This is a genomic window from Streptomyces longisporoflavus (assembly GCF_014649775.1).
Classification (GTDB): domain Bacteria; phylum Actinomycetota; class Actinomycetes; order Streptomycetales; family Streptomycetaceae; genus Streptomyces; species Streptomyces longisporoflavus.
Window position 1 is genome coordinate 60,769 of record NZ_BMTR01000012.1, and the last position, 24,424, is coordinate 85,192.

Consider the following 24,424-nt stretch of genomic DNA (forward strand, 5'->3'; position numbering starts at 1 on the left):
GTGTACGCGCTCGCCTAGCGGGACCGGGCCGCCTGGTTCCTGCGGGTCAGCCAGAGCGCGCCCGCCGCGCCCGCGAGCAGCACCGTGCCGCCGAGGGTGCCGAGCGCGATGGCGGAGTCCGCGGGGCCGGTCTGCGGAAGTTCCTCGCCGCCGGAGGGAGCGCCGGCGGCGTCGCCGGAGCCGCTGTCACCGCCACTGCCGCTGCCGCCGCCGTCGCTCTCGCCGCCGGAGCCGCCACCCGTACCGCCGCCGCCCGAGCCCTTCACGTCGAGCGAGAGCGAGGGCTTCGGACTGTTGGACGGGGTGCACGTCGTCGTCGTGCCGAGCGCCTTGATGGTCAGGACACCAGCGGTGAAGGTGACCTTGCCGCTCTTCTTCGGGGTGTACGTCCCCGACAGGTCGCTGATCTTGATCGGGGTGTTGGCGGGGATCGCCTGGTCGTTGGGCGCCCCGGAGACGGGCACCGTGCCGCTCTCGGCGCCGCCCAGCTTGATGAGCGCGCTCGGTTTCATCGCGCCCTTGCCCAGCTCGACGGGGCTGGAGGAGACGCCTTTCTGGAAGGACATGGTGAGTTTGTAGCCGCTGCCGCTCTTCACGCTCTTGATGTCGATCGGCGATACGGCGCCCTTGTTCCCGATGGGCGTCTTGCACTGGTAGTTGACGTCCTGGACCTCGGCCTGCGCGGCGGGGGCGGCCATCAGCACCGCCGAGCCGCCGGCCAAGGCCGTGGCAAGCGCGAGCGCGGCCCTTCGTTTCTGGTACGACACCTCGGGTTCCCCTCAGCCGGTCGTGGCGTGCCGCGGTGCGGATTTACTGACGGCACATCAGATTGGGCGCTCAAGGTACGCCCGAGGCCTTGTCGAGGGAAGACAAAGAACGCGCCGGATCTCGTGGATCCGGCGCGCGTACGAACCGTGGGTAACCCAAGGGGGAACTGCCCGGGCGACCCGAGGGAGGAGCCGTGGGGAGGAACCGAGCGGCCTATACGGGAGCGCTCAGCTCCGCCCACACCGTCTTGCCGGGGGCTCCCGGCGTACGGACGACCCCCCAGTCCAGGCAGAGCCGCTGGACGATGAACATTCCGTGCCCGCCGGGGCGGCCGACGCGGTGCGGGGTGCGAGGCGCGGGCTGCCCCGCGCCGCGGTCGGAGACCTCGATCCGCAGCACCTTGCTGTCCGTGGAGAGCCAGAGCTCGTCGGGCCCCTCGGCATGCAGGCAGGCGTTGGTCACCAGCTCGGACACGACCAGCAGGACGTCCTCCGCCGCCGCCCGCTGATCGGCGCCCGCCGCGGGCAGCCATCCCCAGGCCTGCAGCGCCTGGCGCGCGAAGTCCCGGGCGAGCGGCACGATGCCGCTCGCCCCGCTCAGGCTCAGCCTGCGGACCTGGCGCCCCTGACGGCCCGTGGCCGCCGCGGCGACCTGGTCCGCCGCAGCGACCTGGTCCGCGGGAGCGTCCGCGACAACGGTCTCGGACTCCGGACCGCGATCGCCCGGCGAGCAAGGCCGGGTGGTGCTCATCAGCGCTTCACCTCACCGACAAGAGGACTCTGGACAAGAAACTGGACAAGTAGCGGGGCTCCAAGAGAGATCATCGGCTGCTCGGCCGTTCCTGCTGTTGATTTGGCAACAATTGCTTTACGGCGGACCGCCGCGGACTCTGCCGACGTATCCAGGGTGTCTCCTGCCCGGCCGAACCGTGAGAACACCCACTTATTCGACGCAACCGTGTGACGCTGGTAACGCGGTGATCACATAGAGACAACTGGCACGTAACTCTTGGCACGCTCCGTCAACAGGCCGTCCCGTCAGTCGGCCAGCGCCGCTTCGAGCGTGTCGTGGACGGTGAAGACCGCATCGGCTCCAGTGATCTCGAAGACTCGGGCCACCACCGGCTGCATCGCGGCCAGATGCACCCCGCCCCCCGCGGCCTCGGCCTTGAGCCGGGCCCCCAAAAGGACATTGAGTCCGGTGGAGTCCATGAATTCCAGACGCGCACAGTCGACCACAAGCCGCGAAAAACCGTCGCCGAGGCAGGCCTCGAGCGGCTCACGCAACAAATCGGCGGTGTGGTGATCCAACTCACCCGCCGGAGTCACGACGACGCTCGGGCCCTCGGCCCGGACTTCGACCAGAAGCCGGCCACCCTGCGCGCTACCGACTGTCCCGCGGTCCATTCCGTCACTCACTTCCGACCGTCGTGGCTGTTGATGACGCCCCTGAACATTACGCCTTCCGTACGGTCTCCGGTACCCGAACAAGCCCCTGAATTCGGACATTTACCCGCACAACGCACTTGCGACCGGGCTGCGGAACCGGGTAGGGGTAGAAGAGACAGCAATCAACACGGACGGCTTTGGAGGCGCCGCACACCGCAGTGCACGTATTGGCATCGGCAGCCATATGCCGAGAACGATGGAGGACACCATGTCACCCCGGCTCGACGAATCGCGCACTGACCGAGCGACGTCGACACTCTCACCGAACCGTATCGAGACCGAGATCCCGGGTCCCCGCACGGAAGCCACGCCGGACGCGTTCCCGGCCCTGACCGCCGTACCGGAGACGGAAGTCCCCGAGGGGCTCACCGATCTCCCCGAGATCCCGCCGTACGACGAGGTGGGGCCGCTGGACGCGAGGGCCCTGTCCAAGACCCTCTTCGAACGCCTCGAAACGCTCGAGGAAGGCACGCACGAGTACGCGTACGTGCGCAACACCCTCGTCGAACTCAACCTCGCCCTGGTCAAGTTCGCCGCCTCCCGGTTCCGCTCCCGCAGCGAGCCCATGGAGGACATCATCCAGGTCGGCACCATCGGCCTGATCAAGGCGATCGACCGCTTCGAGCTCAGCCGAGGCGTCGAGTTCCCCACCTTCGCGATGCCGACGATCGTCGGCGAGATCAAGCGCTTCTTCCGCGACACGAGTTGGTCGGTGCGCGTCCCGCGCCGGCTGCAGGAACTCCGACTGGACCTCGCCAAGGCGGGCGACGAACTCGCCCAGCAATTCGATCGCGCCCCCACGGTGGGCGAGCTCGCCGAGCGCCTGGGCATCTCCAACGACGAGGTCGTGGAGGGCATGGCCGCGTCCAACGCCTACACGGCCAGCTCGCTGGACGCCCAGCCCGAGGAGGACGACTCCGAAGGCGCGCTCGCGGACCGCATCGGCTACGAGGACCACGGACTCGAAGGCATCGAGTACGTCGAGTCGTTGAAGCCGCTCATCGCCGAACTCCCGGCGCGCGACCGCAAGATCCTCTCGCTCCGCTTCGTCGCCAACATGACGCAGTCGGAGATAGGCGACGAGCTCGGCATCTCGCAGATGCATGTCTCGCGACTCCTGTCGCGAACTCTCGTCAAGCTTCGCAAGGGATTGACCGTCGACGAGTGAGGGTTCGCGCCGCTCGGCGTTTTCGCGGGCGAGCAGGCCGCCGCTTCGCGGCGGATCATCCCCACCCACCCACCCGTTTGCCCCGCGTCCAGGGGCGAGCGGGTGGGTTGTTTTTGTTCAGCTATTAAGGTCCAGTGCTGCCGCTACCGCCGCCTCCGCGTGCAGACGGGTCGTCGGGAAGACCGGCACGGGGCTGTGTTCCTGCCCGATCAGCAGCTCGATCTCGGTGCACCCCAGGATGACGCCCTCAGCTCCTTCCCGTACAAGGTCCTCGATGACGTTCTGGTACCCGACCCTCGACTCCTCATGCACCACCCCGAGGCACAACTCCTCGTAGATCACCCGGTGCACCAGCGCGCGGCCTTCCGCGTCCGGTACGAGCACGTCGAGCCCGTGCGAGGCCAGCCGCTCCCGGTAGAAGTCCTGCTCCATCGTGAACGCGGTGCCGAGCAGCCCCACGCGCCGTACGCCGCCGCGCAGCACCGCCTCGGCGGTCGCGTCCGCCAGGTGCAGGAGCGGCACGGAGAGCGCCGCCTGGACCTGCTCGGCGACCTTGTGCATGGTGTTGGTGCAGATCAGCACGAGATCCGCCCCGGCCGCCTCCACCCCCTTGCCGGCCCTGGCGAGCACCTCCCCCGCTTCCTCCCACTGCCCCGCGACCTGTAGCCGCTCGATCTCCGCGAAGTCCACGGAGTACAGCACGCAACGGGCGGAGTGCAGCCCCCCGAGCCGCTCCCGCACCAGCTCGTTGAGCAGCCGGTAGTACTCGGCGCTCGACTCCCAGCTCATGCCCCCGATGAGGCCGATTGTCTTCATGCGGGCCAGGATCGCACCCGCGCGACGGCCGCCTCAGACGGGGAGCGCGACGCCGTGAATGACTGCCGGCCCGTAGTCCACGCCCTCCAGCGCGAGGGCCAGGGCCAGCCGCCGTTCCGCCTGGAGCAGGCAGCGCTCGGCGGCGCGGTAGTAGGGCCGCGCGAGGGGAACGCCGCTGACGTCGACAGGGCGGTCCTCGGCGGCCTCGCGGGCGTAGGGGCTGCGTGGCAGGGGACGGGCAGGCGGCTCGGGGCGGGGCGGGGGCTCCGGGGGCGGGGCCTCGGCGGTGGCCCGGGGCCGGCGCGTACCCGTGCCGGGCAGCAGCCGGGCGAGGAGGCGTCGCAATGAACGGCGCAGCATCTACCCCTCCCCCAGTTCGCACCACACGGTCTTGCTGTCGGGCCCCTGCTCCACGCCCCAGCGCAGGGAGACCGCGTCCAGCAGGGCCAGGCCGCGCCCCGTCTCGTCGTCGCTCCCGGCCCGCCGCAGCAGGGGCCAGGCGCGGGGGTCGGGGTCGGTGACGGCCACGCGGATCCGGCCGCCGTCTTGCGCGCCGGTGACGCGGACGGTGACGGGGGTTCCCTCGCCGAGGTGCCGGATCACGTTGCTGAGCAATTCGCTTACGCAGAGTTGGAGGTCGGGGCGGGGGCCATGACCGTAGGGGCGCGAGCTCAGGGTGCGGCGGAGTTCGGGGACTGCCTTGGGGACGGCGAGCAGGGAGAGTTCGAAGTCGGGGGTGGGGGCGGGGGTGGGCCTGGAGGTGGGGGCGGGCCTGGAGGTGGGGGCGGGGTCTGGCATGGGGGGTACGCCTTCCGTGCGCTCTGTGATGTTTCGGTCACACAGTGCAGTGGCTCGGCGTAACGTGACAGGGGTTTGGGTTCCACAGCGCGAAGTGTGGAGGCGGTCAACTGTGGCGTCACGCAAGGACATCGACGGCTCGGCGAGCGTCCCCGCCTTCTACGGCAAGGAGCTGCGCTGGAAGCGGGAGGCGGCGGGCCGCACGCTCGCGGAGACCGTGGAGGGCAGCTACTTCGGGGCGTCGTACCTGAGTGAGATCGAGCGAGGCCAGCGGCGAATGCCGGTGGATCTAGCGCGGCACGTGGATCAGCTACTAAAAACGGACGGCTTCTTCGAACGGCGGTGCGGAGATGTGCAGAAGGCGCGGAGGAGCAAGCACGCCGAGTACTTCGCGCACATCGTGGAGCTGGAGAAGCGCGCGAAGGAGATCGAGGAGTGGAACCCCACCCTGATCCCTGGTCCGCTGCAACTAGAGCCGTATATCCGGGCGGTTATTCGCGCTGCACACCCTTGGGAGGCCGAGGAGTCCGTCAAGGCGAAGGTCGAGGCGCGGCGGGAACGAGCCTGGCTCTTTGAAGATCCTAAGGGACCCGAGTGCTGGGCCGTCCTGCACGAGTCGATCCTTCGGCAGCCGCTCGTCGGGGAGGACGCGATGGCTGAGCAACTCGCTCATATCGTCGCCGTCGCTCAACACCGCCGCTTCATTCCACAGATCCTTCCGTGGAACGCCGGACCGCACCCCTTCATGATGGGCACGACCTGGCTCATGACCTTCACCGACGCCCCGCCACTCATGTACACGGAGGGCATGTACAGCGGACAGATCATCGACGAACCGGAGCTCGTGGGGCAGTACGCGGGGGCATACGGTCGACTCAGAGCTGCTGCATTGCCCCCAAAACAATCCCTGAAGATGATCGAGACGGCAGCGGAGGCCTACGGAAATGGCAAGTACGAGCGCTGGCTTCAGCAACACCACCTGGCGTAAGAGCAGCTACAGCAACGGCTCCGGCGGTCTGTGCCTAGAGGTCGCCGACGGCCTCCCCGGTGTCGTTCCCGTTCGGGACTCCAAGGTTCCGCACGGCCCCGCTCTCGTCGTCCCCGCCTCCGCCTGGGCCCCCTTCATCGCGGCGGTCACGCACGGCCGTCTGGGCGCCTAGTAGCGACGTATTGCAGGAAAGTCCCGCTGGATAACGGGCATACCGCCCATCCAGCGGGACTTTTCCGCAATCGGCGTCAGGTCGGGCCCGTCACGCCACCCGCGTCCCCCGGCGCCAGACCTCGCTGACCAGCGGGACGCCCGGGCGGTACGCCAGGTGGACGTGGCTCGGGGCGGCGAGGAGGGCGAGGTCGGCGCGGGCCCCCTCGCGGATCACGCCGATGTCAGTGCGGCGCAGGGCCGCCGCGCCGCCCGCTGTGGCGGACCAGATCGCCTCGTCCGGGGTCATGCCCATGTCCCGTACGGCGAGGGCGATGCAGAAGGGGACGGACGAGGTGAAGGACGAGCCGGGGTTGCAGTCCGTGGAGAGGGCCACCGTGGCGCCCGCGTCCAGGATGCGGCGGGCGTCGGGCCACTCGGCACGGGTGGAGAACTCGGCGCCGGGGAGCAGCGTCGCGACGGTGTTGCTGTTCGCGAGGGCGTCGACGTCCGCGTCCGTGAGGTGCGTGCAGTGGTCTGCTGACGCCGCGTCCAGCTCTACGGCCAGTTGGACGCCGGGGCCGTAGGAGAGCTGGTTGGCGTGGATACGGGGGTGCAGGCCCTTCGCCTTGCCCGCCGTCAGGATCGCGCGGGCCTGGTCGCCGTCGAAGGCGCCCTTCTCGCAGAAGACGTCGATCCAGCGGGCGTGGGGGGCGCAGGCGTCCAGCATCTCGCCGGTGACGAGGTCTACGTACGCTGCCGGGTCGTCCGCGTAGTCCGGGGAGACGATGTGGGCGCCGAGGAACGTCACCTCGTCGGTGTGCCGTGCCGCGATGCGGAGGGCGCGGGCCTCGTCGTCCGTGTTCAGGCCGTAGCCCGACTTCGTCTCGAAGGTGGTGGTGCCCTGGCGGAGGGCCTCGTCGAGGTAGTGGGTGAGGTTCGCTTCGAGGGTCGCGTCGGTGGCGGCTCGGGTGGCGGCGACCGTCGTACGGATGCCTCCCGCGGAGTAGGCGCGGCCCGACATGCGGGCGTTGAACTCCTGGGTGCGGTCGCCCGCGAAGACGAGGTGGCTGTGGGAGTCGACGAAGCCGGGGATGGCGGCGCGGCCGTCGGCGTCGTACGTCTCGTCCGCCGCGGGGGCCTTGGCGGCGGGGCCTGTCCAGACGATCTTTTCGCCGTCCAGGACGACGGCGGCGTTCGTGAGGAGGCCGAGGGGGCTTTCGTCGCCCTGGGAGGGGTCGTTCGTTACGAGGCTGGCGATGTTGGTGATGAGGGTGGTGGGCATGTGGGGCTCCGGGGGGGGTGGCGGTGGCGGTATGGACGGTTTCCTTTTCCCCAACCCCGCCCCTTCCCGAAAACTCGCCGGCGCGAGGGCCTTGTACGTACCGTCATCACCGGCTCCGCCGAGTTCGTCCTCAAACGCCGGACGGGCTGAAAAGACATCGCGGCGCGATGCGGGGCAATCGGGCGGATGGGCGGGAAAGCTCCGGCGCGAAGCGTCGGGACAGGTCACGGGGTCGATGCGGGGCAATCGGGCGGGTGGGCGGGAAGGTTCCCGCGCGAAGCGTCGGGACGGGGCACGGGACGGATGCCGGGCAATCGGGTGGGTGGGTGGGTGGGTGGGAAGGTCCCCGCGCGAAGCGTCGGGACAGGGTGCGGGATCGATGCCGGGTGATCGGGTGGGTGGGTGGGGAGGTTCCCGCGTGAGCGGCGGCGAAAGGGCGCCGGGGTCGAGCCCCGGCCCCCCGGGGAGAGTCAGTCCCGCAGCGCCCCCACCGCCCCGGCCAACGCTCCGGCCACGTCCGGAATCGAGGCATGCTCCCCGTCCCGTACGACATGGCGGCCCCCCACCACGGTGTGGCGGACGTCCGCCGACGTGGCCGCGAACACCGCCGTCTCCGCCGCCAGGCGAGGCAGCGGGCCCGCCGTGCGGACCGAGTCCAACGCCACCGTCGCGAAGTCGGCGAGGGCGCCGGGCTCGATCACGCCCGCGTCAGGCCAGCCAAGGGCCGCATGCCCGTCGGCGGTAGCCGCCCGCAGCAGCGCCGCCGCCGTCCAGTGGCCCCGCGTGTGCGAGCGCAGGCGTTCGTTCAGCTCCATGGCCCGCGCCTCTTCGAGGATGTCGATCACCGCGTGGCTGTCGCTGCCCAGGGAGAGCGGGCTGCCCGCCCGTTGCAGGGCCACCGCCGGGCCGATGCCGTCCGCCAGGTCCCGCTCCGTCGTGGGGCACATGCACGTGCCGGTGGAGGACCGGCCGAGCAGCGCGATGTCCTCGTCCGTGAGGTGCGTGTTGTGCACGCCCGTCGTGCGGGGGCCGAGGACCCCGTGGTCCGCCAGTAGGCGGGTCGGGGTGCAGCCGTGCACCGCCTCGCACGCCTCGTTCTCCGCCTTCTGCTCGGAGAGGTGTACGTGGAGGGGGGCCCGGCGGGACGAGGCCCATTCAGCGACGACCCCCAACTGCCGGGCGGGAACCGCCCGTACGGAATGAATGGCCGCGCCGATCCGTGCGTGTTCGCGGTCCTTGAGGGCCGAGGCCCTCTCCGCCCACGCCTCCGTCGTGCCGTCGGAGAAGCGCAGCTGGTGGCGGTTCGGAGGCTCGCCACGGGACTCCGTCAGCAGCCCGGACGCCACGTACGCCGTGTCCAGGAGCGTGATGCGGATCCCCGCCTCCGCCGCCGCCTCGATCAGCGCCTCGCCCATCGCGTTGGGGTCCGCATAGGCAGCGCCGCCCCGCGCGTGATGCACGTAGTGGAATTCGCCCACCGTAGTGATGCCCGCCAGGGCCATCTCCGCGTACACCGCGCGGGCGAGGGCGTGGTACGTCTCCGGCGTCAGGCGGTCCGCCACCGAGTACATGACCTCGCGCCACGTCCAGAACGTGCCCGAGCCCACCTGGACCGTGCCGCGCAGGGCCCGGTGGAAGGCGTGGGAGTGGGCGTTGGCCAGGCCGGGGACCGTCAGGCCGCGCAGCACCGTCGCGCCGGGCGGCGGCGCGTCGACGCCCTTGCGGACGGCCGTGATCCGGTCGCCCGTCACATCGACCGCGACCCCCGGCTCGACATTCGTGTCGAGCCAGGCATGCTCCAGCCAGTACGTGGTCGCCTTCGCCGTATCCGTCGTCACCTGCACGCCAGCCCTTCCAGTACGTCGGCCAGTGCGGTCACCCCTGCGACGCAGTCGTCCTCGGCGGCGAACTCCGCCGGGGAGTGCGAGACGCCCGTGGGGTTCCGTACGAACAGCATGGCGGTGGGGATCGAGCCGGACAAAATACCCGCGTCGTGTCCGGCGCCCGTGCCGAGGACCGGGACCGGCCGCTCCCCGCCCAGAAGCCTGCCCAGCTCGTCCCGCAGCGCGTCCTCGAACTCGACCACCGGCGTGAAGGACTCCCGTACGACGTCGAGGTCGATGCCGTGCCGGTCCGCGTACTCGCGGGCCGCCTTCTCGATGCCCGTCACGACCGTGTCCAGGGACTCCTGGTCCGCGGCACGTGAGTCCAGCCAGCCCCTGACCAGGGACGGGATCGCGTTGACGCCGTTCGGTTCGACCGCGATCTTACCGAAGGTGGCGACCGCACCCGCCAGTTCGGCTTCCCTGCGGGCCGCGAGGACCGTCTCCGCGTACGACAGCATCGGGTCGCGGCGGTCCGCCAGACGGGTGGTGCCCGCGTGGTTGGCCTCGCCCCTGAAGTCGAAGCGCCAGCGGCCGTGCGGCCAGATGGCGGAGGCGATGCCGACCGGGTCGCCGGTGAGGTCGAGGGCGCGGCCCTGCTCCACGTGGAGTTCGACGAACGCGCCGATGCGGGCGAGGCGTTCCGGGTCCGGGCCGATGGCCGAAGGGTCGTAGCCCGCCGCCTCCATGGCTTGCGGGAGCGTGGTTCCGGACGCGTCCGTCAGCTCGTACGCCTTCTCCCGCGTGAGCTGTCCGGCGGTCAGGCGTGAGCCCACGCAGGCCAGGCCGAAGCGGGCGCCCTCCTCGTCGCCGAAGTTGGTGATGGCGAGCGGGCGGCGGAACGACACCTTCCGTGCGCGGAGTTCGTCCAGGGCCGCGAAGGAGGAGACCACCCCGAGCGGGCCGTCGAAGGCGCCGCCGTCCGGGACGGAGTCCAGGTGCGAGCCCGTGACCACCGCGTCGCCGCGGGACGGGTCGCCGAGCCAGGCCCACTGGTTGCCGTTGCGGTCGACCTCGTAGTCGAGGCCGCGTGCCTCCGCCTGCGCCTGGAACCAGACGCGGCACTCGGCGTCGGCGGCGGTCCAGGCGTAACGGCGGTAGCCGCCCGTGGCGTCGCTGCGGCCGATGGGCCGCAGCGAGCGCCACATGGCGTGGAACGTGTCGCTCACGCCTGGTCACCCTCGCTGCCGTCGTCACCCTCGCGCATCGGGATACGTACGCCCTTCTCGTCCGCCACGGACTCGGCGATGTCGTAGCCCGCGTCGACGTGCCGGATGACGCCCATGCCGGGGTCGTTCGTGAGGACGCGGCGGATCTTCTCGCCGGCCAGCTTCGTGCCGTCGGCCACCGAGACCTGGCCCGCGTGGATCGAGCGGCCCATGCCGACGCCGCCGCCGTGGTGGATGGAGACCCAGGAGGCGCCGGACGCGACGTTCACCATGGCGTTCAGGAGCGGCCAGTCGGCGATCGCGTCGGAGCCGTCGAGCATGGCTTCCGTCTCGCGGTACGGGGAGGCCACCGAGCCGCAGTCGAGGTGGTCGCGGCCGATGGCGAGGGGGGCGGCGAGGGTGCCGTTGCCGACCATGTCGTTGAACATGTCGCCGGCCTTGTCGCGCTCGCCCTGGCCCAGCCAGCAGATGCGCGCGGGCAGACCCTGGAAGTGGACGCGCTCGCCCGCCATCTTGATCCAGCGGTGCAGCGACTCGTTCTCCGGGAAGAGGTCGAGGAGCGCCTTGTCCGTCTTGTGGATGTCCGATGCCTCGCCCGAGAGTGCCGCCCAGCGGAACGGGCCCTTGCCCTCGCAGAAGAGCGGGCGGATGTAGGCGGGGACGAAGCCGGGGAAGGCGAACGCCCGTCCGTAGCCCGCGAGTTGGGCTTCGCCGCGGATGGAGTTGCCGTAGTCGAAGACCTCGGCGCCCGCGTCCATGAAGCCGACCATCGCCTCGACGTGCTTGGCCATGGACTCACGGGCGCGGGTGGTGAAGCCCGCCGGGTCCTTCGCCGCGAGCGTCTGCATGTCGTCGAAGTCGACGCCGGTGGGGAGGTAGGCGAGCGGGTCGTGGGCCGAGGTCTGGTCGGTCACGATGTCGATCGGGGCACCCTCGGCGAGCATGCGCGGAAGCAGGTCGGCCGCGTTGCCGAGCAGGCCGATGGAGAGCGGCTTTCGCTGGTCGCGGGCCTCTACCGCCAGCTGAAGGGCGTGCTCCAGGGAGTCGGCCTTCACGTCCAGGTAGCGGTGCTCGATGCGGCGCTCGATGGCGCGCGGGTCGACGTCGATACAGATCGCGACGCCGTCGTTCATCGTCACCGCGAGGGGCTGGGCGCCGCCCATGCCGCCGAGACCGGCGGTGAGCGTGATCGTCCCGGCGAGCGTGCCGTTGAACTTCTTCGCGGCGACGGCGGCGAAGGTCTCGTACGTGCCCTGGAGGATGCCCTGCGTGCCGATGTAGATCCACGAACCTGCGGTCATCTGGCCGTACATCGTGAGGCCGAGGGCCTCAAGGCGCCGGAACTCCTCCCAGTTCGCCCAGTCGCCCACGAGGTTCGAGTTGGCGATCAGGACGCGCGGCGCCCACTCGTGGGTCTGCATGACGCCGACGGGGCGGCCGGACTGGACGAGCATCGTCTCGTCCTGCTTGAGGGTCTTCAGGGTGCGGACCATCGCGTCGAAGGAGCGCCAGTCGCGGGCCGCCTTGCCGGTGCCGCCGTAGACGACGAGCTGGTCGGGGTGCTCGGCGACCTCGGGGTCGAGGTTGTTCTGCAGCATGCGCAGGGCGGCTTCCTGCTGCCATCCCAGGGCGCTCAGTCCACTGCCGCGCGGTGCCCGTACGGGGCGGGGTCCTGACATGGCGATGCCTCCTCGCGTGAAGCTCTGTTGTGACGTTGTTATTCACATCCTGCGATGTTGAATAGAGCTAGTCAATACGTTGACGGGGCAGCGATACCACGTATCGGATGATTGGCTGGAACACATGAGCGATCAGGGCACGGAGACCGCACACGCAACCGAAGTGGACAGAGAGGATCCGACGGACCGCGCCGTCCGGCGGGACCAAGCCGTCCGCGCCGCAGTCGAACAGGGCCTCGTGGACCCCGCGTCCCCGATCATCGGCCTCCTCGACGTCACCGGCATCCGCTCGGCCGCCGCCTCGCTGCGCGCCGCCTTCGAGGCCGTCACACCGCCCGGCACACCCGTCCTGCACGCCTTCGCGGTGAAGGCCTCGCCCCTGGTCCCGGTCCTGCGGCTGCTCCGCGACGCCGGCATCGGCGCCGAGGTGGCGAGCCCCGGCGAACTGGCTCTCGCGCGGGCCGCCGGTGTGCCGCCCGGGCACACGGTCCTCGACTCGCCCGCGAAGACGCCGGCCGAACTGCGCGAGGCCCTCGCCCTCGGCATCGCGGTGAACGCGGACAATCCGCAGGAGCTCGCCCGCATCGACGCGCTGACCCGGTCGGCGCCCACCACCTCCCCCATCGGCCTGCGCGTGAACCCGCAGATCGGCGGCGGCTCCATCGGCGCCCTCTCCACCGCGACGGCGACCTCCAAGTTCGGCGTCGCACTGCTCGACGCCGGCGCCCGCGAGTGGGTCGTCCAGGCGTACCTGGACCGGCCCTGGCTGACCCGCCTGCACGCCCACTCCGGGTCGCAGGGCATGCCGCTCGAAATGATGGTGCGGGGCGTGGCGGCGACGTACGAACTGGCCGAGGAGATCAACGGGCGGGCCGGGCGGCAGCAGATCGACACCATCGACATCGGCGGCGGTCTGCCGGTCAACTTCGGCTCGGACGAGGAGACTCCGACGCACGCGCAGTACGCGCGTCGCCTGAAGTCCCGCGTGCCGGGGCTGCTCGACGGGCGCTACGGCCTCGTCACCGAGTTCGGCCGCTCGCTGCTCGCCAAGCACGGCACGATCCTGGCCCGCGTCGAGTACGCCAAGACGGCGGGCACCCGGCCCATCGCGGTGACGCACGCGGGCGTCCAGGTGGCGGCGCGCACCGTCTACGCGCCCGCGTCCTGGCCGCTGCGGATCGCCGCGTTCGACGCGAAGGGGCGCCCGAAGAGCGGCCCGAACGTCGGCCAGGACATCGCGGGCCCGGCCTGTTTCGCGGGCGACCTGCTCGCGGAGAACCGGCCGCTCCCGCTGCTCGAACAGGGTGATTACGCGGCGGTGCTCGACACGGGCGCGTACTACTTCGCGCACCACTACTCGTACAACAGCCTTGCCAGGCCGGGGATCTACGGCTTCGCGACGAAGACGGACACGGTGGCGGGCACCGGGGCGGGTACCGGGGTGGGTACGGAAGCGGGCGCGGCCGAGTCGGTCATCTTCGCGACCGTGCGCGAGCCGCAGACGCTGGAGGAGATCGTCGCCGAGTCGGGGGGCGCGCGGCGGGACGCGTTGCGCGACCTCTGAATCGCTCCGGGGCGCCCCCGAAGTTCTGTCCCGCTGCCTCCGGGGCGCCCCCCGGGATTCCCCTGAGGTTCCTCTGACGTTCCTCAACTCCCGCATGCCACGGGCGTTGTGGGGCACATCCTCCCTCCAGGCCCACGCTCGGGGGAGATGATCCTGTGACGACACCCAATGCCACCACCGACACCCCACCGCCCGACGGAGAACCCGCGCTGCGCCGCGCGATCGGACCCAAGCTCCTGATCTTGTTCGTGATCGGCGACATCCTCGGCACCGGTATCTACGCCACCACCGGCAAGGTCGCGGGAAAGGTCGGCGGCGCGCTGTGGCTGCCCTTCGCGATCGGCTTCGTCGTGGCGATCCTCACGGCGGCGTCGTACGCCGAACTGGTCGGCAAGTATCCGAAGGCGGCGGGCGCCGCTCTCTACACCCAGAAGGCCTTCAAGGTCCCCTTCTTGACCTTCATCATCGCCTTCATGGTGATGTGCTCGGGCCTGTCGTCGGCGAGCGCCGCGGCCCGCGCGTTCAGCGGCGACTATCTCGGAGAGCTGACGAGCAACGCCCTCCCGCCGACGCTGGTCGCGATCCTCTTCATCCTCGCGCTCGCGGCACTGAACCTGCGGGGCGTCTCGGAGTCGGTGAAGACGAACGTGGTCCTCACGCTCGTCGAGGTGACCGGTCTGGCCGTCATCCTCGCGATCGGCGCCTACGCGGTCCTGAGCGGGGACGGCGAACCGTCCCGCCTGACGGAGTTCGAGGCCGGAGGCGGCACGGGCTATGCCCTGATGACGGGCGTCCTGGGCGCGACGGCACTCGGCTTCTTCGCGTTCGTCGGCTTCGAGGACTCGGTGAACATGGCCGAGGAGACGAAGGACCCGGTGCGCACGTTCCCGCGGGCGATCTTCATCGGTGTCACGGTGACGGGCACCATCTATGTCCTGGTGGCGCTGGTGTCGTCGCTGCTCGTGGACTACAAGGTCCTTGAAGGATCGAGCGGCCCGCTGCTCGAGGTCGTGAAGGCGGGCGGCATCGACTTCCCGCACAAACTCTTCGCGCTGATCGCCCTGTTCGCGGTCACCAACTCGGCGCTGATCAACATCATGATGGCCTCCCGGCTCTGTTACGGCATGGCCAACGAACGCATCCTGCCGCGCGCGATGGGCCGGGTCCTGCCCCGCCGCCGTACGCCGGTGGTCGGCATCGTCTTCGTCTCGCTGATCGCGATCGGCCTGGTGACGACCGGGGAGATCGAGGGGCTCGGCGACACGACCGCGTTCCTGCTCCTGTGCGTGTTCGCGGTGGTCAACGTGGCGGTCCTGGTGCTGCGCCGCGACCCCGTGGAGCACAAGCACTTCCGGGCGCCGACGATCCTGCCGGTGCTCGGCGCCGCCACCGCCCTGGTCCTCGCGAGCCCCCTCGCGGACCGCCCGGCGGAGGTCTATGTCCGGGCCGGGGTATTGCTCGCCGTCGGCATCGGCCTGTGGATCGTGAACAAGGTGGTGCTCAAGGCGCGCGGCGAGGAGTGACCCGGTGAAAGTGACACCACTGGGTTGACCCGGTGGGAATGACCCCGGGGCGTATCGGTCGCTAGGCCGCTACATTCGGTCAGGCTCGGGCCCTACCCGAACCCGCCTGGCACCGATCCCGTCGGGGTCGGGCATGTTCCCCTGGAAAGTGCCTATTTCCCTGGAAACTCCACGTCTTCCGCCTACCTTCCTCACACCGGGAAGCGCGCAGCTCCCGGTCGGGTGGTAGGGGCCACCCGGTTCAACCCTGGGGAAGGGGAGCCGCGTGCCCGGAATCGATGAGTGTCTGCTGGAAGCCATGACACTGCCCGGTGCCCGCGGAGCGGCGATCGTCGACTGGACCAGCGGGCTCGCCCTCGGTTCGGTCGGCGATCCGCCGGGCGGCGACCACGAGGCGACCGCGGCGGAGACCGCGGAGGTGGCACGGTCCGCGGCCGAGTACCAGGCGTTCGCGCCCAAGGACGACCCGCTGGACACCGCGCGCGGCGACACGGACCGCAAGGGACTCCCCGTGGAGGACCTCATGGTCACCACGCGGACCGGATTCCATCTGATCCGCTTCGTCGAAACGACCTTCGACAGCAGCGTCTTCCTCTACCTCTGGCTGGACCGGCACACCGGCAACCTCGCGCTGGCACGCATACGGCTGCGGGACCTCTCCGAACGACTGGTCCTGGTGTGAACGCCATGCGCATCACCGCGTCCGCCATCTCGCCCATGCTGATGCGCCTGGCCGCCGAGCAGGCGACCGGCGCCCTTCTGCGCGACCAGGGCACCCTCTATCTCGTCGACGGCCGCATCGTGCACGCGGAGAGCCCGGCGGCACCGGGCATAGACGTCCTGCTCACGGCCGGCGGGGCGCTGCCCCCGCAGGGCTGGCAGGAGGCCCTCTCGCTCGCGGGCACCCGGCACGAGGTGGGGCGGCACCTGGTCGACAGCGGCCGGGTCACGGCGGGCGAGCTGGAGATGTGCCACATCGGGGCGCTGTTCGACGCCGCGTTCTTCGTCCTCGGCCCGGCGAGCGGACCTACCCGGTTCCGTTACGGCGTCGCGCACTGGCTCGGCCGGGTGCGCCCGGTGGCCGCCGAGACCGTGGAGCGCGAGACCCGGCGGCGCAGGGCGCTGCTCGACAGGGTCTGGCCCTGCCCGGAGCTGGACACCTCCCCCGTCGTGCCGCGCCCGCCCGCGCCCGGCCAAACGCTCACCGGGCGCCAGGTCGCGCTGCTGCGGCTCGCCGACGGTGTCCGCACGCCGACGGCCATCGCCTGGGCCCTGGGCCGGCCCACCTTCCACACCCTGATCGAGGTCAGGCGGCTGGCCGCGGCCGGTCTCGTGGAACCGCCGCGGACAAAGGGCCCGGCTCCGCCGGTGTTCCCCGCCCCGCTGACCGAAGACAACCCCGAGCCGGACATCGCCCTGCTGCGCCGGGTCCGTGACGCGCTGGAGGCGAGCCTGTGAATCTCCTTACGGGCCAATGGACTTGGCCCCCGTTCCCATGAAGTTCCGCGCGCTCTTCAAGCGCCCCGGGAGGAGAGAGCTGATGGCTGCCGAAGCCGACGTACTCGTGGAACTGAAACGGCTGCGGACCAGGATTCCTCAGCTCAGGGGCGCTCTGACGGCCAGCGTCGACGGGCTCCTGCTCGCGCAGGACGCGACGGACGTCGAGGCGGAGGGCGTCTGCGCCCTCACCGCGGCGGCGCTCGGGGTCGCCCTGCGGCTGTCCGACGCGACGGGCCAGGGCGGTTTCCGCGAACTGCTCATCCGCGGCGAGGACGGCTACGTGGCGACGTACACCGCCGGCTCCTCCGCCGTGCTGACCCTGCTCGCCGAGCCCCGCGTCAACGTGGGCCGGCTCCATCTGGAGGGCCGCCGTTCCAGTGCGGTCATCGGAGAGCTGGTCGACGCCGCCGTCGAACGAGCGGAGGAAATCTGACCCATGTCCCCCACCACACCCTCATCGTCCTCGTCACCGCGGACACCCAGCAGACGGAAAGGAAGTGCGAAATTCATGGCCAACACAGAAACGTCGCTCAAGGAAGTCACCACCTCGATCGAAGGAGTCATCGGCGCCGCCCTCGTCGACTACACGAGCGGCATGGCCCTGGGCACCATCGGCGGCGGAAAGGATCTGGATCTGTCCGTCGCCGCGGCCGGGAACACCGACGTGGTGCGCGCCAAGCTGCGCACGATGGAGATGCTCAACCTCAAGGACGACATCGAGGACATCCTGATCTCGCTCAGCAGCCAGTACCACCTGATCCGGCTGATCAAGGGGCGCAACAACAACGGGTTGTTCCTCTACGTGGCCCTCGACAAGGACCGGGCCAATCTGGCCATGGCCCGGCACCAGCTCAAGCGCATCGAGACGAATCTCGACGTCTGAGTACGGCGTCCGAGTGAACGGAGCGGGGCGGGCCGGGCCTTCGGGTCCGGCCCGCCGTGCGGTCCGGACGCCGTTCAGGCGGCCACGCGCTGCGGGCGGCGGCGGGCGCCGCCGGGGGCGGCGTCTCCCGCGGAGAGTCCGGTGGAGCGGTAGCCCTTGACCTGCTTGCCCGCGGGGGCTCCGGCGCGGCGGCCCAGCCAGTCGACGCGTACCCACAGGAGCGCGTCGAGTTCCCGCTCCCGGCGCCCGAGCCAGGCGGCCTTGGCCCACAGCCCGGCACCCGCCCCCGCCATGACCATCCCGCCGGCGGCAGGCACCACGAAGGCGCTCGCCAGCGCGGCGAGGAACCCCGCGGCGAGCCACCAGCGATGGGCGCGCCGCCAGTTCCGTACGGTGACGGCGCGGTCCTGGAGGATGTCCTGCTTGGCCGCGCGCGTTGCCTCGGCGGTCAGGGCGGTGCAGCGCTTCCGGCGGCTGTACGTGACGGCGACGGCCGTCAGGATGAACAGGGCCGCACCCGCGAGCACGCCGATACGGCGCCCGGTGAGGCCGGGCGGCAGCGTCCCGATTCCTGCCGCGAGCACCCCCGGCCACCACAGGGGCGCGGCCCCCGCCCGCACGATCACCGACACCCTCGCCAGCCCTTGCCCGCCGCGTCCCACGTCGCCGCCTCCTCCTCGCTTTTGGCGCAGGAGGCTAGCGCGGAATTCTGAGGGGACGGTGAGAGTCCGCCGCGCGGAACCGCCGGGGCCGCCCCTACTCCACGAACAGCCCCCGCGCCGCCGCGCCCGCGTCGAACTCCTCCAACCGCGCCTGCGCGTCCGGCAGCCCGTCGCACATGGCCTCAAGCAGCACCCGGCCGAGCAGCATCGGCGCGCACGCGGTGTCGAAGGCGAGGCCCGTGCCGACCGCCGCCGGCAGGAGGAGGTCGGAGTGTGCCGCCACGGGGGCGAACGCGGAGTCGGCGACCGTGACCACGGAGAGCCCCGCCCCCTGCGCGTAGGCGAGCGCGTCCACCACTTCACGCGGATGGCGCGGGAGCGCGAAGCAGAGCAGCGCCGACGCCCCCGCCCGTACCGCCCCGTCGATCCGGTCGGCCAGCATCGTGCCGCCCTCGTGGAGGAGACGGACGTCGGGGTGGACCTTGGACGCGAAGTACGAGAACCCGTACGCCTGCGACGCGGCGGCCCGCAGCCCGAGTACGGGAAGCGGGCGCGAGGAGGCGAGGAGGCGCCCCGCGCGCTCCACCGGCGCGGGATCGGCGAGCACCTCCGCCAGATGCCGCAGGTTCTCGATCTCCGCCTCGACCGCCTGCTGATACTCGTTGAGGGAGGCCTCGCCCGCCGCCTCGGCGGGCGCGAGCTCCCGCAGATGCCTGCGCAGCGCCGGATAGCCGTCGAAGCCGAGCGCCACGGCGAACCGGGTCACCGAGGGCTGGCTCACCCCGGCGAGCTCCGCCAGTTCGACGCTGGAGAGGAAGGGGACGTCCGCCGCCCGCCGCACCATGCAGTGCGCGATGCGCCGCTGCGTGGGCGTGAGGCGGTGCCCCTCGAAGAGCACTTGCAGCCGCGCCGCAGGACTGTCACTCATGCCGTTCCCCTCACAACACCCTGGCCCTCGTGGGCCGTTCCGTCACCGGACCCGAGGTCAAGACACAGCTCCGTGAACCGGTCGAGCAGCCCGGCCGCCACCGTCACATCATCCGTCAAGGGCCGGTCGGCCAGCTCCGGGTCGAGCACCGAGTCCGCCAGGGCGAAGGCCCGCCCGACGGGCAGCTCCGGGTCAAGACGCATGTCCCGCTGCCGCAACGCCCGTACGGCAGCGACCAGTTCACAGCCGACGACCATGCGGTACGCCCCGCAGGCCCGCAGCGTCTGGCGCGCCGCGAGGGAGGCGAAGCTGGCCTGTTCCTCGACGCCGCGGGAGAGCACCGCGTGGCCGAGCGAGGCGGGCGCGGAGAAGGCCCGCAGATCGCCGAGCGCCGCCCCGGCCGCGTACTCCAGGATCATCACGCCCGACGACGCCGGCTCGCCGTCCGCGAGGAAAGGGCGCAGGCGCGTGAAGCCCGGTTCGTTCAGGGTGGACAGGCGCGAGGTCGAAAGGCGCGCCACCTGCGTCACCGCGAGCCTGAAGTGGTCCAGGGACAGGGCGAGTTGGGCGAGATAGAAGCCGCCGTGGTGGTAGGCCGCCATGTCGTCCGCCGAGATCAGCGGATTCTCGGCCGCCGCGTTGATCTCGACCGTCAGGACTTCTTCGAGGGCGTCCGCCGCGTCGTGCGCGGGCCCGTGGATCTGCGGCACGCAGCGCAGACCGTACGGGTCCTGGATGCGGCCGAGCGGCGGCGTGGGGCGGTCGGGCGCGCCGAGTATCCGGCGCATGCGTTCGGCGACGGCGTACGAACCCGCGTGGCGCCGGGCCTCGTGCACGGGCAGCGCGTACGCCTCGTACGAGCCGTCCACCGCCATCAGGGTCAGCGCCGCCACCAGCTGGGTGGCCGCGACGAGGCCGCGCAGTTCGTGCAGGGCGAGCGCGGACTGGCCGAGGGTGAGGGCGTTGCTGCTGATCAGGGCGAGCGCGTCGTTGTTGTCGAGGGGCTGCGGCTCGGGGGCGAGACCGGCCCCCTGCCAGGGGTGCTCGCCCGCGAGCGCGAGGCCCATCTGCGCGAGCGCGGCGATGTCGCCCGTACCGACCGAGCCGAATTCGTTGACCTTCGGATACGCGCCCGTCGTCAGGGCGTCGCAGAGCGCCGTGACGACGGTGGGGCGCAGCCCCGCCCCGCCCGCGAGCAGCTGGTTGGCGCGGACCGCGAGCATCGCGCGCACCTCCCTGGCCGGGAGCTCGTCGCCGATCGCGCCGGCGTGGCTGCGCAGCAGGCGCAGGCCGTGGTCGGCGGCCGCCTCGGTCGGCACGGACTCGTTCCGGTTGGCGCCGACGCCGGTGGAGCGGCCGTAGACGCGACCCCAGGAGGCGATCTCCCGCGCGGCGTTCCACGAGCTCTCCACGCGCTTCATGCCGTCCGTACCGGGGACGGGTCGTGCACTGGATTCGGCCATGCGTACGACATCTGCGACCATCAATCCGCGTCCGTCCAGGACGACGACCGAGCCGCTGTCGCCGGTCACCCTGTCCGCGATATGAGACGACATCACTCGAATTTCCTCCTCAAACGGACGCTTCGTCTTGCCCAGCGGCTACTTGTAACCCGCGATTTACGCCTGGGCGCCGACTAACTATTGACAATCTATTCAGTCACCAAGAACTCTGCATGACGATATACAGCCGGGCAAGGGACTCCTCATGATCCAATTCGATACGGTCCACAAGCGCTTCCCGAACGGCACAACCGCGGTCCACGACCTGACCCTCGATATGCCGGAAGGCGGCGTAACCGTCCTCGTCGGATCTTCCGGTTGCGGCAAGACGACGACGCTCCGCATGATCAACCGAATGGTCGACCCGACCTCAGGGACGATCAGGGTGGGCGGCAAGGACGTCCTGGAGCAGGACGCAGCCGAGCTGCGCCGCTCCATCGGCTACGTGATCCAGCAGTCCGGACTCTTCCCGCACCGCACGGTCCTGGACAACATCGCCACCGTGCCGCTGCTGCTCGGCTGGGGCCGCAGGAAGGCGCGGGCCCGGGCGGCGGAACTCCTGGAGACGGTCGGCCTCGCCGCCGACGCCGGGAAGCGCTACCCGCACCAGCTCTCGGGCGGCCAGCAGCAGCGGGTCGGCGTGGCGCGGGCGCTCGCCGCGGACCCGCCGGTGCTTCTGATGGACGAGCCGTTCGGCGCGGTCGACCCCGTGGTCCGCACCCAGCTCCAGGACGAACTCCTGCGCCTCCAGCGCGAGTTGAACAAGACCATTGTTTTCGTCACGCACGACATCGACGAGGCGGTACGGCTCGGCGACCGCATAGCCGTCTTCCGCACCGGCGGCCACCTCGTCCAGTGCGCGAGCCCCGCGGAGCTCCTGGCCCGCCCGGCGGACGACTTCGTGGCGGACTTCCTCGGCGCCGAGCGCGGCCTGAAGCTGCTCTCGCTGACGACCCTGGCGGACGTCCCGCAGGCCCCGGCCCCGGAAGGCGGCGCCTGGACGCTGCGACTCGACGCCACCGGGGCCCCGGTGGCGTGGCGGCACAAGGACGCCGAGTCCGCGGACATCCCCGTACGCCCCCTGCGCGACACGGACTCGCTCCTGTCGGCCCTCAACGAGTCGATAGCCGCGCCCAGCGGCCTGGTCGCCCGTGTCGACGCGGCGGGCGTCCTGACCGGAGTGTCGTCCCGGGACGACATTCATGAGCACGCGGGCGTGGCGCACGAGCAGGGCCGCGAGGGCGTCCCGTCAGGGGCGCGGGGAACCGCGCGAGCGGCCCAAGACGACCCGCACACGCCGGTGAAGGGACCGGGGCAGACGGAACCGCGCGCGGAGGACGGCACCGGCGACACGGACGCGGACGGCGCCCCTGCTCCCACCACAGCGGAGCGTTCCGCATGACCGTCGACTGGTCGTGGATATCCGACCACACCGACGACCTCACCACCCTCACCCTCTCCCACCTCCAGGCCGCCCTCACCGCCGTACTCCTCGGCCTGGTCGTCTCGCTCCCCCTGGCCGTCGTCGCACACCGCGTGCGCCCCCTGCGCGGACTGCTCCTCGGCCTGTCGAACGTCCTGTTCACCATCCCCTCCATCGCGATCTTCGTGCTGCTCCTGCCGGTCAGCGGACTCACCCGCACCACCACCGTCATCGGCCTGACGATCTACACGCTCGTCGTGCTCCTGCGGAACACCGTCGAGGGCCTGGACTCCGTCCCCGCGAAGACGAAGGAAGCGGCCAAGGCCATGGGCACCCGGCCCCTGCGCACCCTCCTCACCGTCGAACTCCCCCTCGCGCTCCCCGTGATCATGGCGGGCGTACGGATCGCGACGGTCATGGCGATCTCCCTCGTCTCCGTGGCGACGTACATCGGCGACGGCGGTCTCGGCCAGCTCTTCACCGACGGGTTCCAGCGCAACTTCCCCACCCCCGTCATCGTCGGCGTGGTCCTGACCCTGCTCCTCGCGCTCGTCGCGGACGCGCTGCTCGTCACCCTCCAGTACGTCCTGACGCCCTGGACCCGCCGCAAGAGGAGCGCGTGACATGTACGAACTCTTCAAGAACCTCGGCGCCTGGCTGGTCAGCGGCGAGCAGTGGGCCGGGTCCGACGGCATCGGGCACCGCCTCGCCGAGCACCTCCAGTACTCGCTGCTCGCGACCCTGATCGCCGCCGCGATCGCGCTGCCGGTCGGGCTGCTCATCGGGCACACCGGGCGCGGCGCCTTCGTCGCGATCAACCTCTCCAGCTTCGGGCGCGCGCTGCCCACGGTCGGCCTCGTCGTGCTGGTCTTCCTGGCCAGCGGCCTGTCCATGTGGCCCGTCTACATCGCGCTCGTCGCCCTCGCCATCCCCTCCATCGTCACCAACACGTACGCCGGGATGACCGCGGTCGATCCCGAGGTGCGGGACGCGGCACGCGGCCAGGGCATGCGCTGGCACCAGGTCCTCTTCCAGGTCGAACTGCCCCTCGCCATGCCCCTGATCATGACCGGGCTCCGGCTCGCGCTCATCCAGGTCGTCGCGACGGCCACCATCGCCGCGTACGTCTCCTTCGGCGGGCTCGGCCGGTACGTCTTCGACGGGCTCGCCCAGCGCGACCTCGTGCAGGTGCTCGGCGGTGCCGTACTCGTGGCGGTCGTCGCCGTCGTCCTCGATCTCGCGCTCTCCGCACTGCAGCGCGCCCTCTTCCGCCACCGCCCCGCCAAGTCGGCCTAGGAGCACACCAGATGGCCCCCAGCAGCATCAACCGCAGGACGCTCCTCGGCGGACTCTTCGCCGCGGCCTCCGTCCCCGCCCTCGCCGCATGCAGCGGTGGCATCACCTCCCTCGACGGGGGAGGTTCCGGCGCCGGAGGCGGTGGCTCCAGCAAGGACGGCGTCACCATCGGCACCGCCAACTTCACCGAGAACCAGGTGCTCGGCTACCTCTACGCCGCCGCCCTCGAAGCGGAGGGCGTCAAGACGACCGTCCGCCCCAACCTCGGCACCCGCGAGATCCTCATCCCCGCCCTCAAGGGCGGCGACATCGACCTCCTGCCCGAGTACCAGGGCGCGCTCCTGCACTACCTCGACGCCAAGTCCAAGGCCACGGAGGAGGGCGAGATGCAGAACGCCCTCGCCATGGTCCTGCCGCGCGGCCTGCAGATCCTCCCGTACGGAAAGGCCGAGGACTCCGACGCCTTCGCCGTCACCCGGGAGACCGCCGACAAGTACGGCCTCAAGACCCTCGGGGACCTCGCGAAGCACAACGGCAAGCTCGTCATCGGCGCCGCCCCCGAGGTCAAGAAGCGCACGGTCGGCTCGGTGGGCCTCAAGGACGTCTACGGCGTGGAGTTCAAGGAGTTCAAGTCCCTCGACTCCTCGGGGCCGCTGGTCAAGGGCGCCCTGAAGAAGGGCGACGTCGACGTGGCGAACCTCTTCACCACCGACACGGACATCGTCGCCGAGAAGTGGGTCGTGCTCACCGACCCCAAGAACCTGATCCCCGGCCAGCACGTCGTGCCGCTCATCGCCGACCGCAAGGCCGACTCGACGGTCCGCAAGGCGCTCGCGCGCCTGGGCAACGCCCTGACCACCAAGGACCTCACCGAGCTGAACCGCCTGGTGGACAAGGACAAGAAGGACCCCGAGGACGTCGCGAACGACTGGGCGGCGCGGCACGGGATCAGCGAGAAGTAGCCCATCCGCCGGGCGGCAGCCCACCAGGC

Annotated in this window: 26 protein-coding genes; 13 read left to right on the plus strand and 13 right to left on the minus strand. The window is 70.8% G+C overall.

Annotated features, from left to right (window positions below):
* Window positions 1-14: 14 nt before the first annotated feature.
* The 3 genes from IE226_RS24260 to IE226_RS24270 form a co-directional block, all read right to left on the minus strand.
* A complete protein-coding gene (locus tag IE226_RS24260; protein ID WP_229871509.1) occupies window positions 15-767 on the minus strand; it encodes an LPXTG cell wall anchor domain-containing protein in 753 nt (250 codons plus the stop codon).
* A 214-nt stretch (window positions 768-981) separates the two neighbouring features.
* A complete protein-coding gene (locus tag IE226_RS24265; protein WP_190083466.1) occupies window positions 982-1,518 on the minus strand; it encodes an ATP-binding protein in 537 nt (178 codons plus the stop codon).
* A gap of 287 nt (window positions 1,519-1,805) precedes the next feature.
* Window positions 1,806-2,174: an STAS domain-containing protein gene (locus tag IE226_RS24270; RefSeq protein WP_190083467.1), complete on the minus strand. Its 369-nt coding sequence runs from the start codon at window positions 2,172-2,174 to the stop codon at window positions 1,806-1,808.
* Window positions 2,175-2,424: 250 nt separating this feature from the next.
* Here IE226_RS24270 and IE226_RS24275 point away from each other — a divergent pair, with 250 nt between their 5' ends.
* A complete protein-coding gene (locus tag IE226_RS24275) occupies window positions 2,425-3,384 on the plus strand; it encodes an RNA polymerase sigma factor SigF (protein WP_373307025.1) in 960 nt (319 codons plus the stop codon).
* 117 nt (window positions 3,385-3,501) lie between these two features.
* Here the strand turns inward: IE226_RS24275 and IE226_RS24280 are convergent, their stop codons facing one another.
* The 3 genes from IE226_RS24280 to IE226_RS24290 are packed head-to-tail and all read right to left on the minus strand — an operon-like array spanning window position 3,502 to window position 4,998.
* Window positions 3,502-4,200, minus strand: a complete 699-nt coding sequence (locus IE226_RS24280) for an aspartate/glutamate racemase family protein (RefSeq protein ID WP_190083469.1) — start codon at window positions 4,198-4,200, stop codon at window positions 3,502-3,504.
* A gap of 33 nt (window positions 4,201-4,233) precedes the next feature.
* Complete coding sequence (locus IE226_RS24285) at window positions 4,234-4,560, minus strand: hypothetical protein (protein WP_190083470.1); 327 nt, start codon at window positions 4,558-4,560, stop codon at window positions 4,234-4,236.
* Window positions 4,561-4,998 carry an ATP-binding protein gene (locus IE226_RS24290; protein ID WP_190083471.1) on the minus strand — a complete coding sequence of 146 codons (438 nt, stop codon included), beginning with the start codon at window positions 4,996-4,998 and terminating at the stop codon, window positions 4,561-4,563.
* 112 nt (window positions 4,999-5,110) lie between these two features.
* Here IE226_RS24290 and IE226_RS24295 point away from each other — a divergent pair, with 112 nt between their 5' ends.
* Together IE226_RS24295 and IE226_RS24300 are read left to right on the plus strand one after the other, a co-directional pair.
* Window positions 5,111-5,986, plus strand: a complete 876-nt coding sequence (locus tag IE226_RS24295) for a helix-turn-helix domain-containing protein (protein WP_190083472.1) — start codon at window positions 5,111-5,113, stop codon at window positions 5,984-5,986.
* The gene (locus IE226_RS24300) at window positions 5,943-6,158 is read left to right on the plus strand and encodes a DUF397 domain-containing protein (RefSeq protein ID WP_190083473.1); all 216 of its coding nucleotides are present in this window, start codon (window positions 5,943-5,945) and stop codon (window positions 6,156-6,158) included. The genes IE226_RS24295 and IE226_RS24300 overlap by 44 nt, the downstream gene beginning before the upstream one ends.
* A gap of 90 nt (window positions 6,159-6,248) precedes the next feature.
* Here IE226_RS24300 and hutI read toward each other — a convergent pair whose 3' ends face one another.
* The 4 genes from hutI to hutU form a co-directional block, all read right to left on the minus strand.
* A complete protein-coding gene (gene hutI / locus IE226_RS24305) occupies window positions 6,249-7,421 on the minus strand; it encodes an imidazolonepropionase (RefSeq protein WP_190083474.1) in 1,173 nt (390 codons plus the stop codon).
* Between the two features lie 470 nt (window positions 7,422-7,891).
* A complete protein-coding gene (locus IE226_RS24310; protein ID WP_190083475.1) occupies window positions 7,892-9,259 on the minus strand; it encodes a formimidoylglutamate deiminase in 1,368 nt (455 codons plus the stop codon).
* Window positions 9,256-10,452, minus strand: coding sequence for an allantoate amidohydrolase (locus IE226_RS24315; protein ID WP_190083644.1), 1,197 nt, complete (start codon window positions 10,450-10,452; stop codon window positions 9,256-9,258). The genes IE226_RS24310 and IE226_RS24315 overlap by 4 nt, the downstream gene beginning before the upstream one ends.
* Window positions 10,453-10,469: 17 nt before the next feature.
* Entirely contained in the window at window positions 10,470-12,152 is a 1,683-nt protein-coding gene (gene hutU / locus IE226_RS24320) for a urocanate hydratase (RefSeq protein ID WP_190083476.1), read from the minus strand.
* A 124-nt stretch (window positions 12,153-12,276) separates the two neighbouring features.
* On the opposite strand from hutU, the gene IE226_RS24325 reads away from it, so the two are divergent.
* The 6 genes from IE226_RS24325 to IE226_RS24350 all read left to right on the plus strand — a co-directional run bounded on the left by IE226_RS24325 (window position 12,277) and on the right by IE226_RS24350 (window position 17,622).
* On the plus strand, window positions 12,277-13,716 hold the full coding sequence (locus IE226_RS24325; protein WP_190083477.1) for a type III PLP-dependent enzyme domain-containing protein: 1,440 nt from the start codon (window positions 12,277-12,279) through the stop codon (window positions 13,714-13,716).
* Between the two features lie 155 nt (window positions 13,717-13,871).
* Window positions 13,872-15,239: an APC family permease gene (locus IE226_RS24330; RefSeq protein WP_229871510.1), complete on the plus strand. Its 1,368-nt coding sequence runs from the start codon at window positions 13,872-13,874 to the stop codon at window positions 15,237-15,239.
* A 265-nt stretch (window positions 15,240-15,504) separates the two neighbouring features.
* Complete coding sequence (locus IE226_RS24335) at window positions 15,505-15,921, plus strand: hypothetical protein (protein ID WP_190083478.1); 417 nt, start codon at window positions 15,505-15,507, stop codon at window positions 15,919-15,921.
* Window positions 15,922-15,926: 5 nt separating this feature from the next.
* Entirely contained in the window at window positions 15,927-16,697 is a 771-nt protein-coding gene (locus tag IE226_RS24340) for a transcriptional regulator (protein ID WP_190083479.1), read from the plus strand.
* An 82-nt stretch (window positions 16,698-16,779) separates the two neighbouring features.
* Window positions 16,780-17,172 carry a roadblock/LC7 domain-containing protein gene (locus tag IE226_RS24345; RefSeq protein WP_190083480.1) on the plus strand — a complete coding sequence of 131 codons (393 nt, stop codon included), beginning with the start codon at window positions 16,780-16,782 and terminating at the stop codon, window positions 17,170-17,172.
* A gap of 75 nt (window positions 17,173-17,247) precedes the next feature.
* Window positions 17,248-17,622, plus strand: a complete 375-nt coding sequence (locus tag IE226_RS24350) for a roadblock/LC7 domain-containing protein (protein WP_190083481.1) — start codon at window positions 17,248-17,250, stop codon at window positions 17,620-17,622.
* A gap of 74 nt (window positions 17,623-17,696) precedes the next feature.
* On the opposite strand, the gene IE226_RS24355 is transcribed toward IE226_RS24350, so the two are convergent.
* The 3 genes from IE226_RS24355 to IE226_RS24365 form a co-directional block, all read right to left on the minus strand.
* Window positions 17,697-18,284, minus strand: coding sequence for a hypothetical protein (locus tag IE226_RS24355; RefSeq protein ID WP_190083482.1), 588 nt, complete (start codon window positions 18,282-18,284; stop codon window positions 17,697-17,699).
* Between the two features lie 94 nt (window positions 18,285-18,378).
* Window positions 18,379-19,212, minus strand: coding sequence for a MurR/RpiR family transcriptional regulator (locus IE226_RS24360; RefSeq protein WP_190083483.1), 834 nt, complete (start codon window positions 19,210-19,212; stop codon window positions 18,379-18,381).
* Window positions 19,209-20,768 (minus strand): aromatic amino acid ammonia-lyase, encoded by a 1,560-nt coding sequence (locus tag IE226_RS24365; protein ID WP_190083484.1) that lies wholly within the window; start codon window positions 20,766-20,768, stop codon window positions 19,209-19,211. Before IE226_RS24365 ends, IE226_RS24360 begins: the two co-directional genes overlap by 4 nt.
* A gap of 151 nt (window positions 20,769-20,919) precedes the next feature.
* On the opposite strand from IE226_RS24365, the gene IE226_RS24370 reads away from it, so the two are divergent.
* Genes IE226_RS24370 through IE226_RS24385 form a run of 4 tightly spaced genes read left to right on the plus strand, consistent with a single transcriptional unit; the run spans window position 20,920 to window position 24,395 of the window.
* A complete protein-coding gene (locus tag IE226_RS24370; protein WP_229871511.1) occupies window positions 20,920-22,116 on the plus strand; it encodes an ABC transporter ATP-binding protein in 1,197 nt (398 codons plus the stop codon).
* The gene (locus IE226_RS24375; RefSeq protein ID WP_190083485.1) at window positions 22,113-22,760 is read left to right on the plus strand and encodes an ABC transporter permease; all 648 of its coding nucleotides are present in this window, start codon (window positions 22,113-22,115) and stop codon (window positions 22,758-22,760) included. Before IE226_RS24370 ends, IE226_RS24375 begins: the two co-directional genes overlap by 4 nt.
* Window position 22,761: 1 nt before the next feature.
* A complete protein-coding gene (locus IE226_RS24380; protein WP_190083486.1) occupies window positions 22,762-23,433 on the plus strand; it encodes an ABC transporter permease in 672 nt (223 codons plus the stop codon).
* Window positions 23,434-23,459: 26 nt separating this feature from the next.
* Complete coding sequence (locus IE226_RS24385; RefSeq protein WP_190083646.1) at window positions 23,460-24,395, plus strand: ABC transporter substrate-binding protein; 936 nt, start codon at window positions 23,460-23,462, stop codon at window positions 24,393-24,395.
* The last annotated feature ends 29 nt before the right edge of the window (window positions 24,396-24,424 follow it).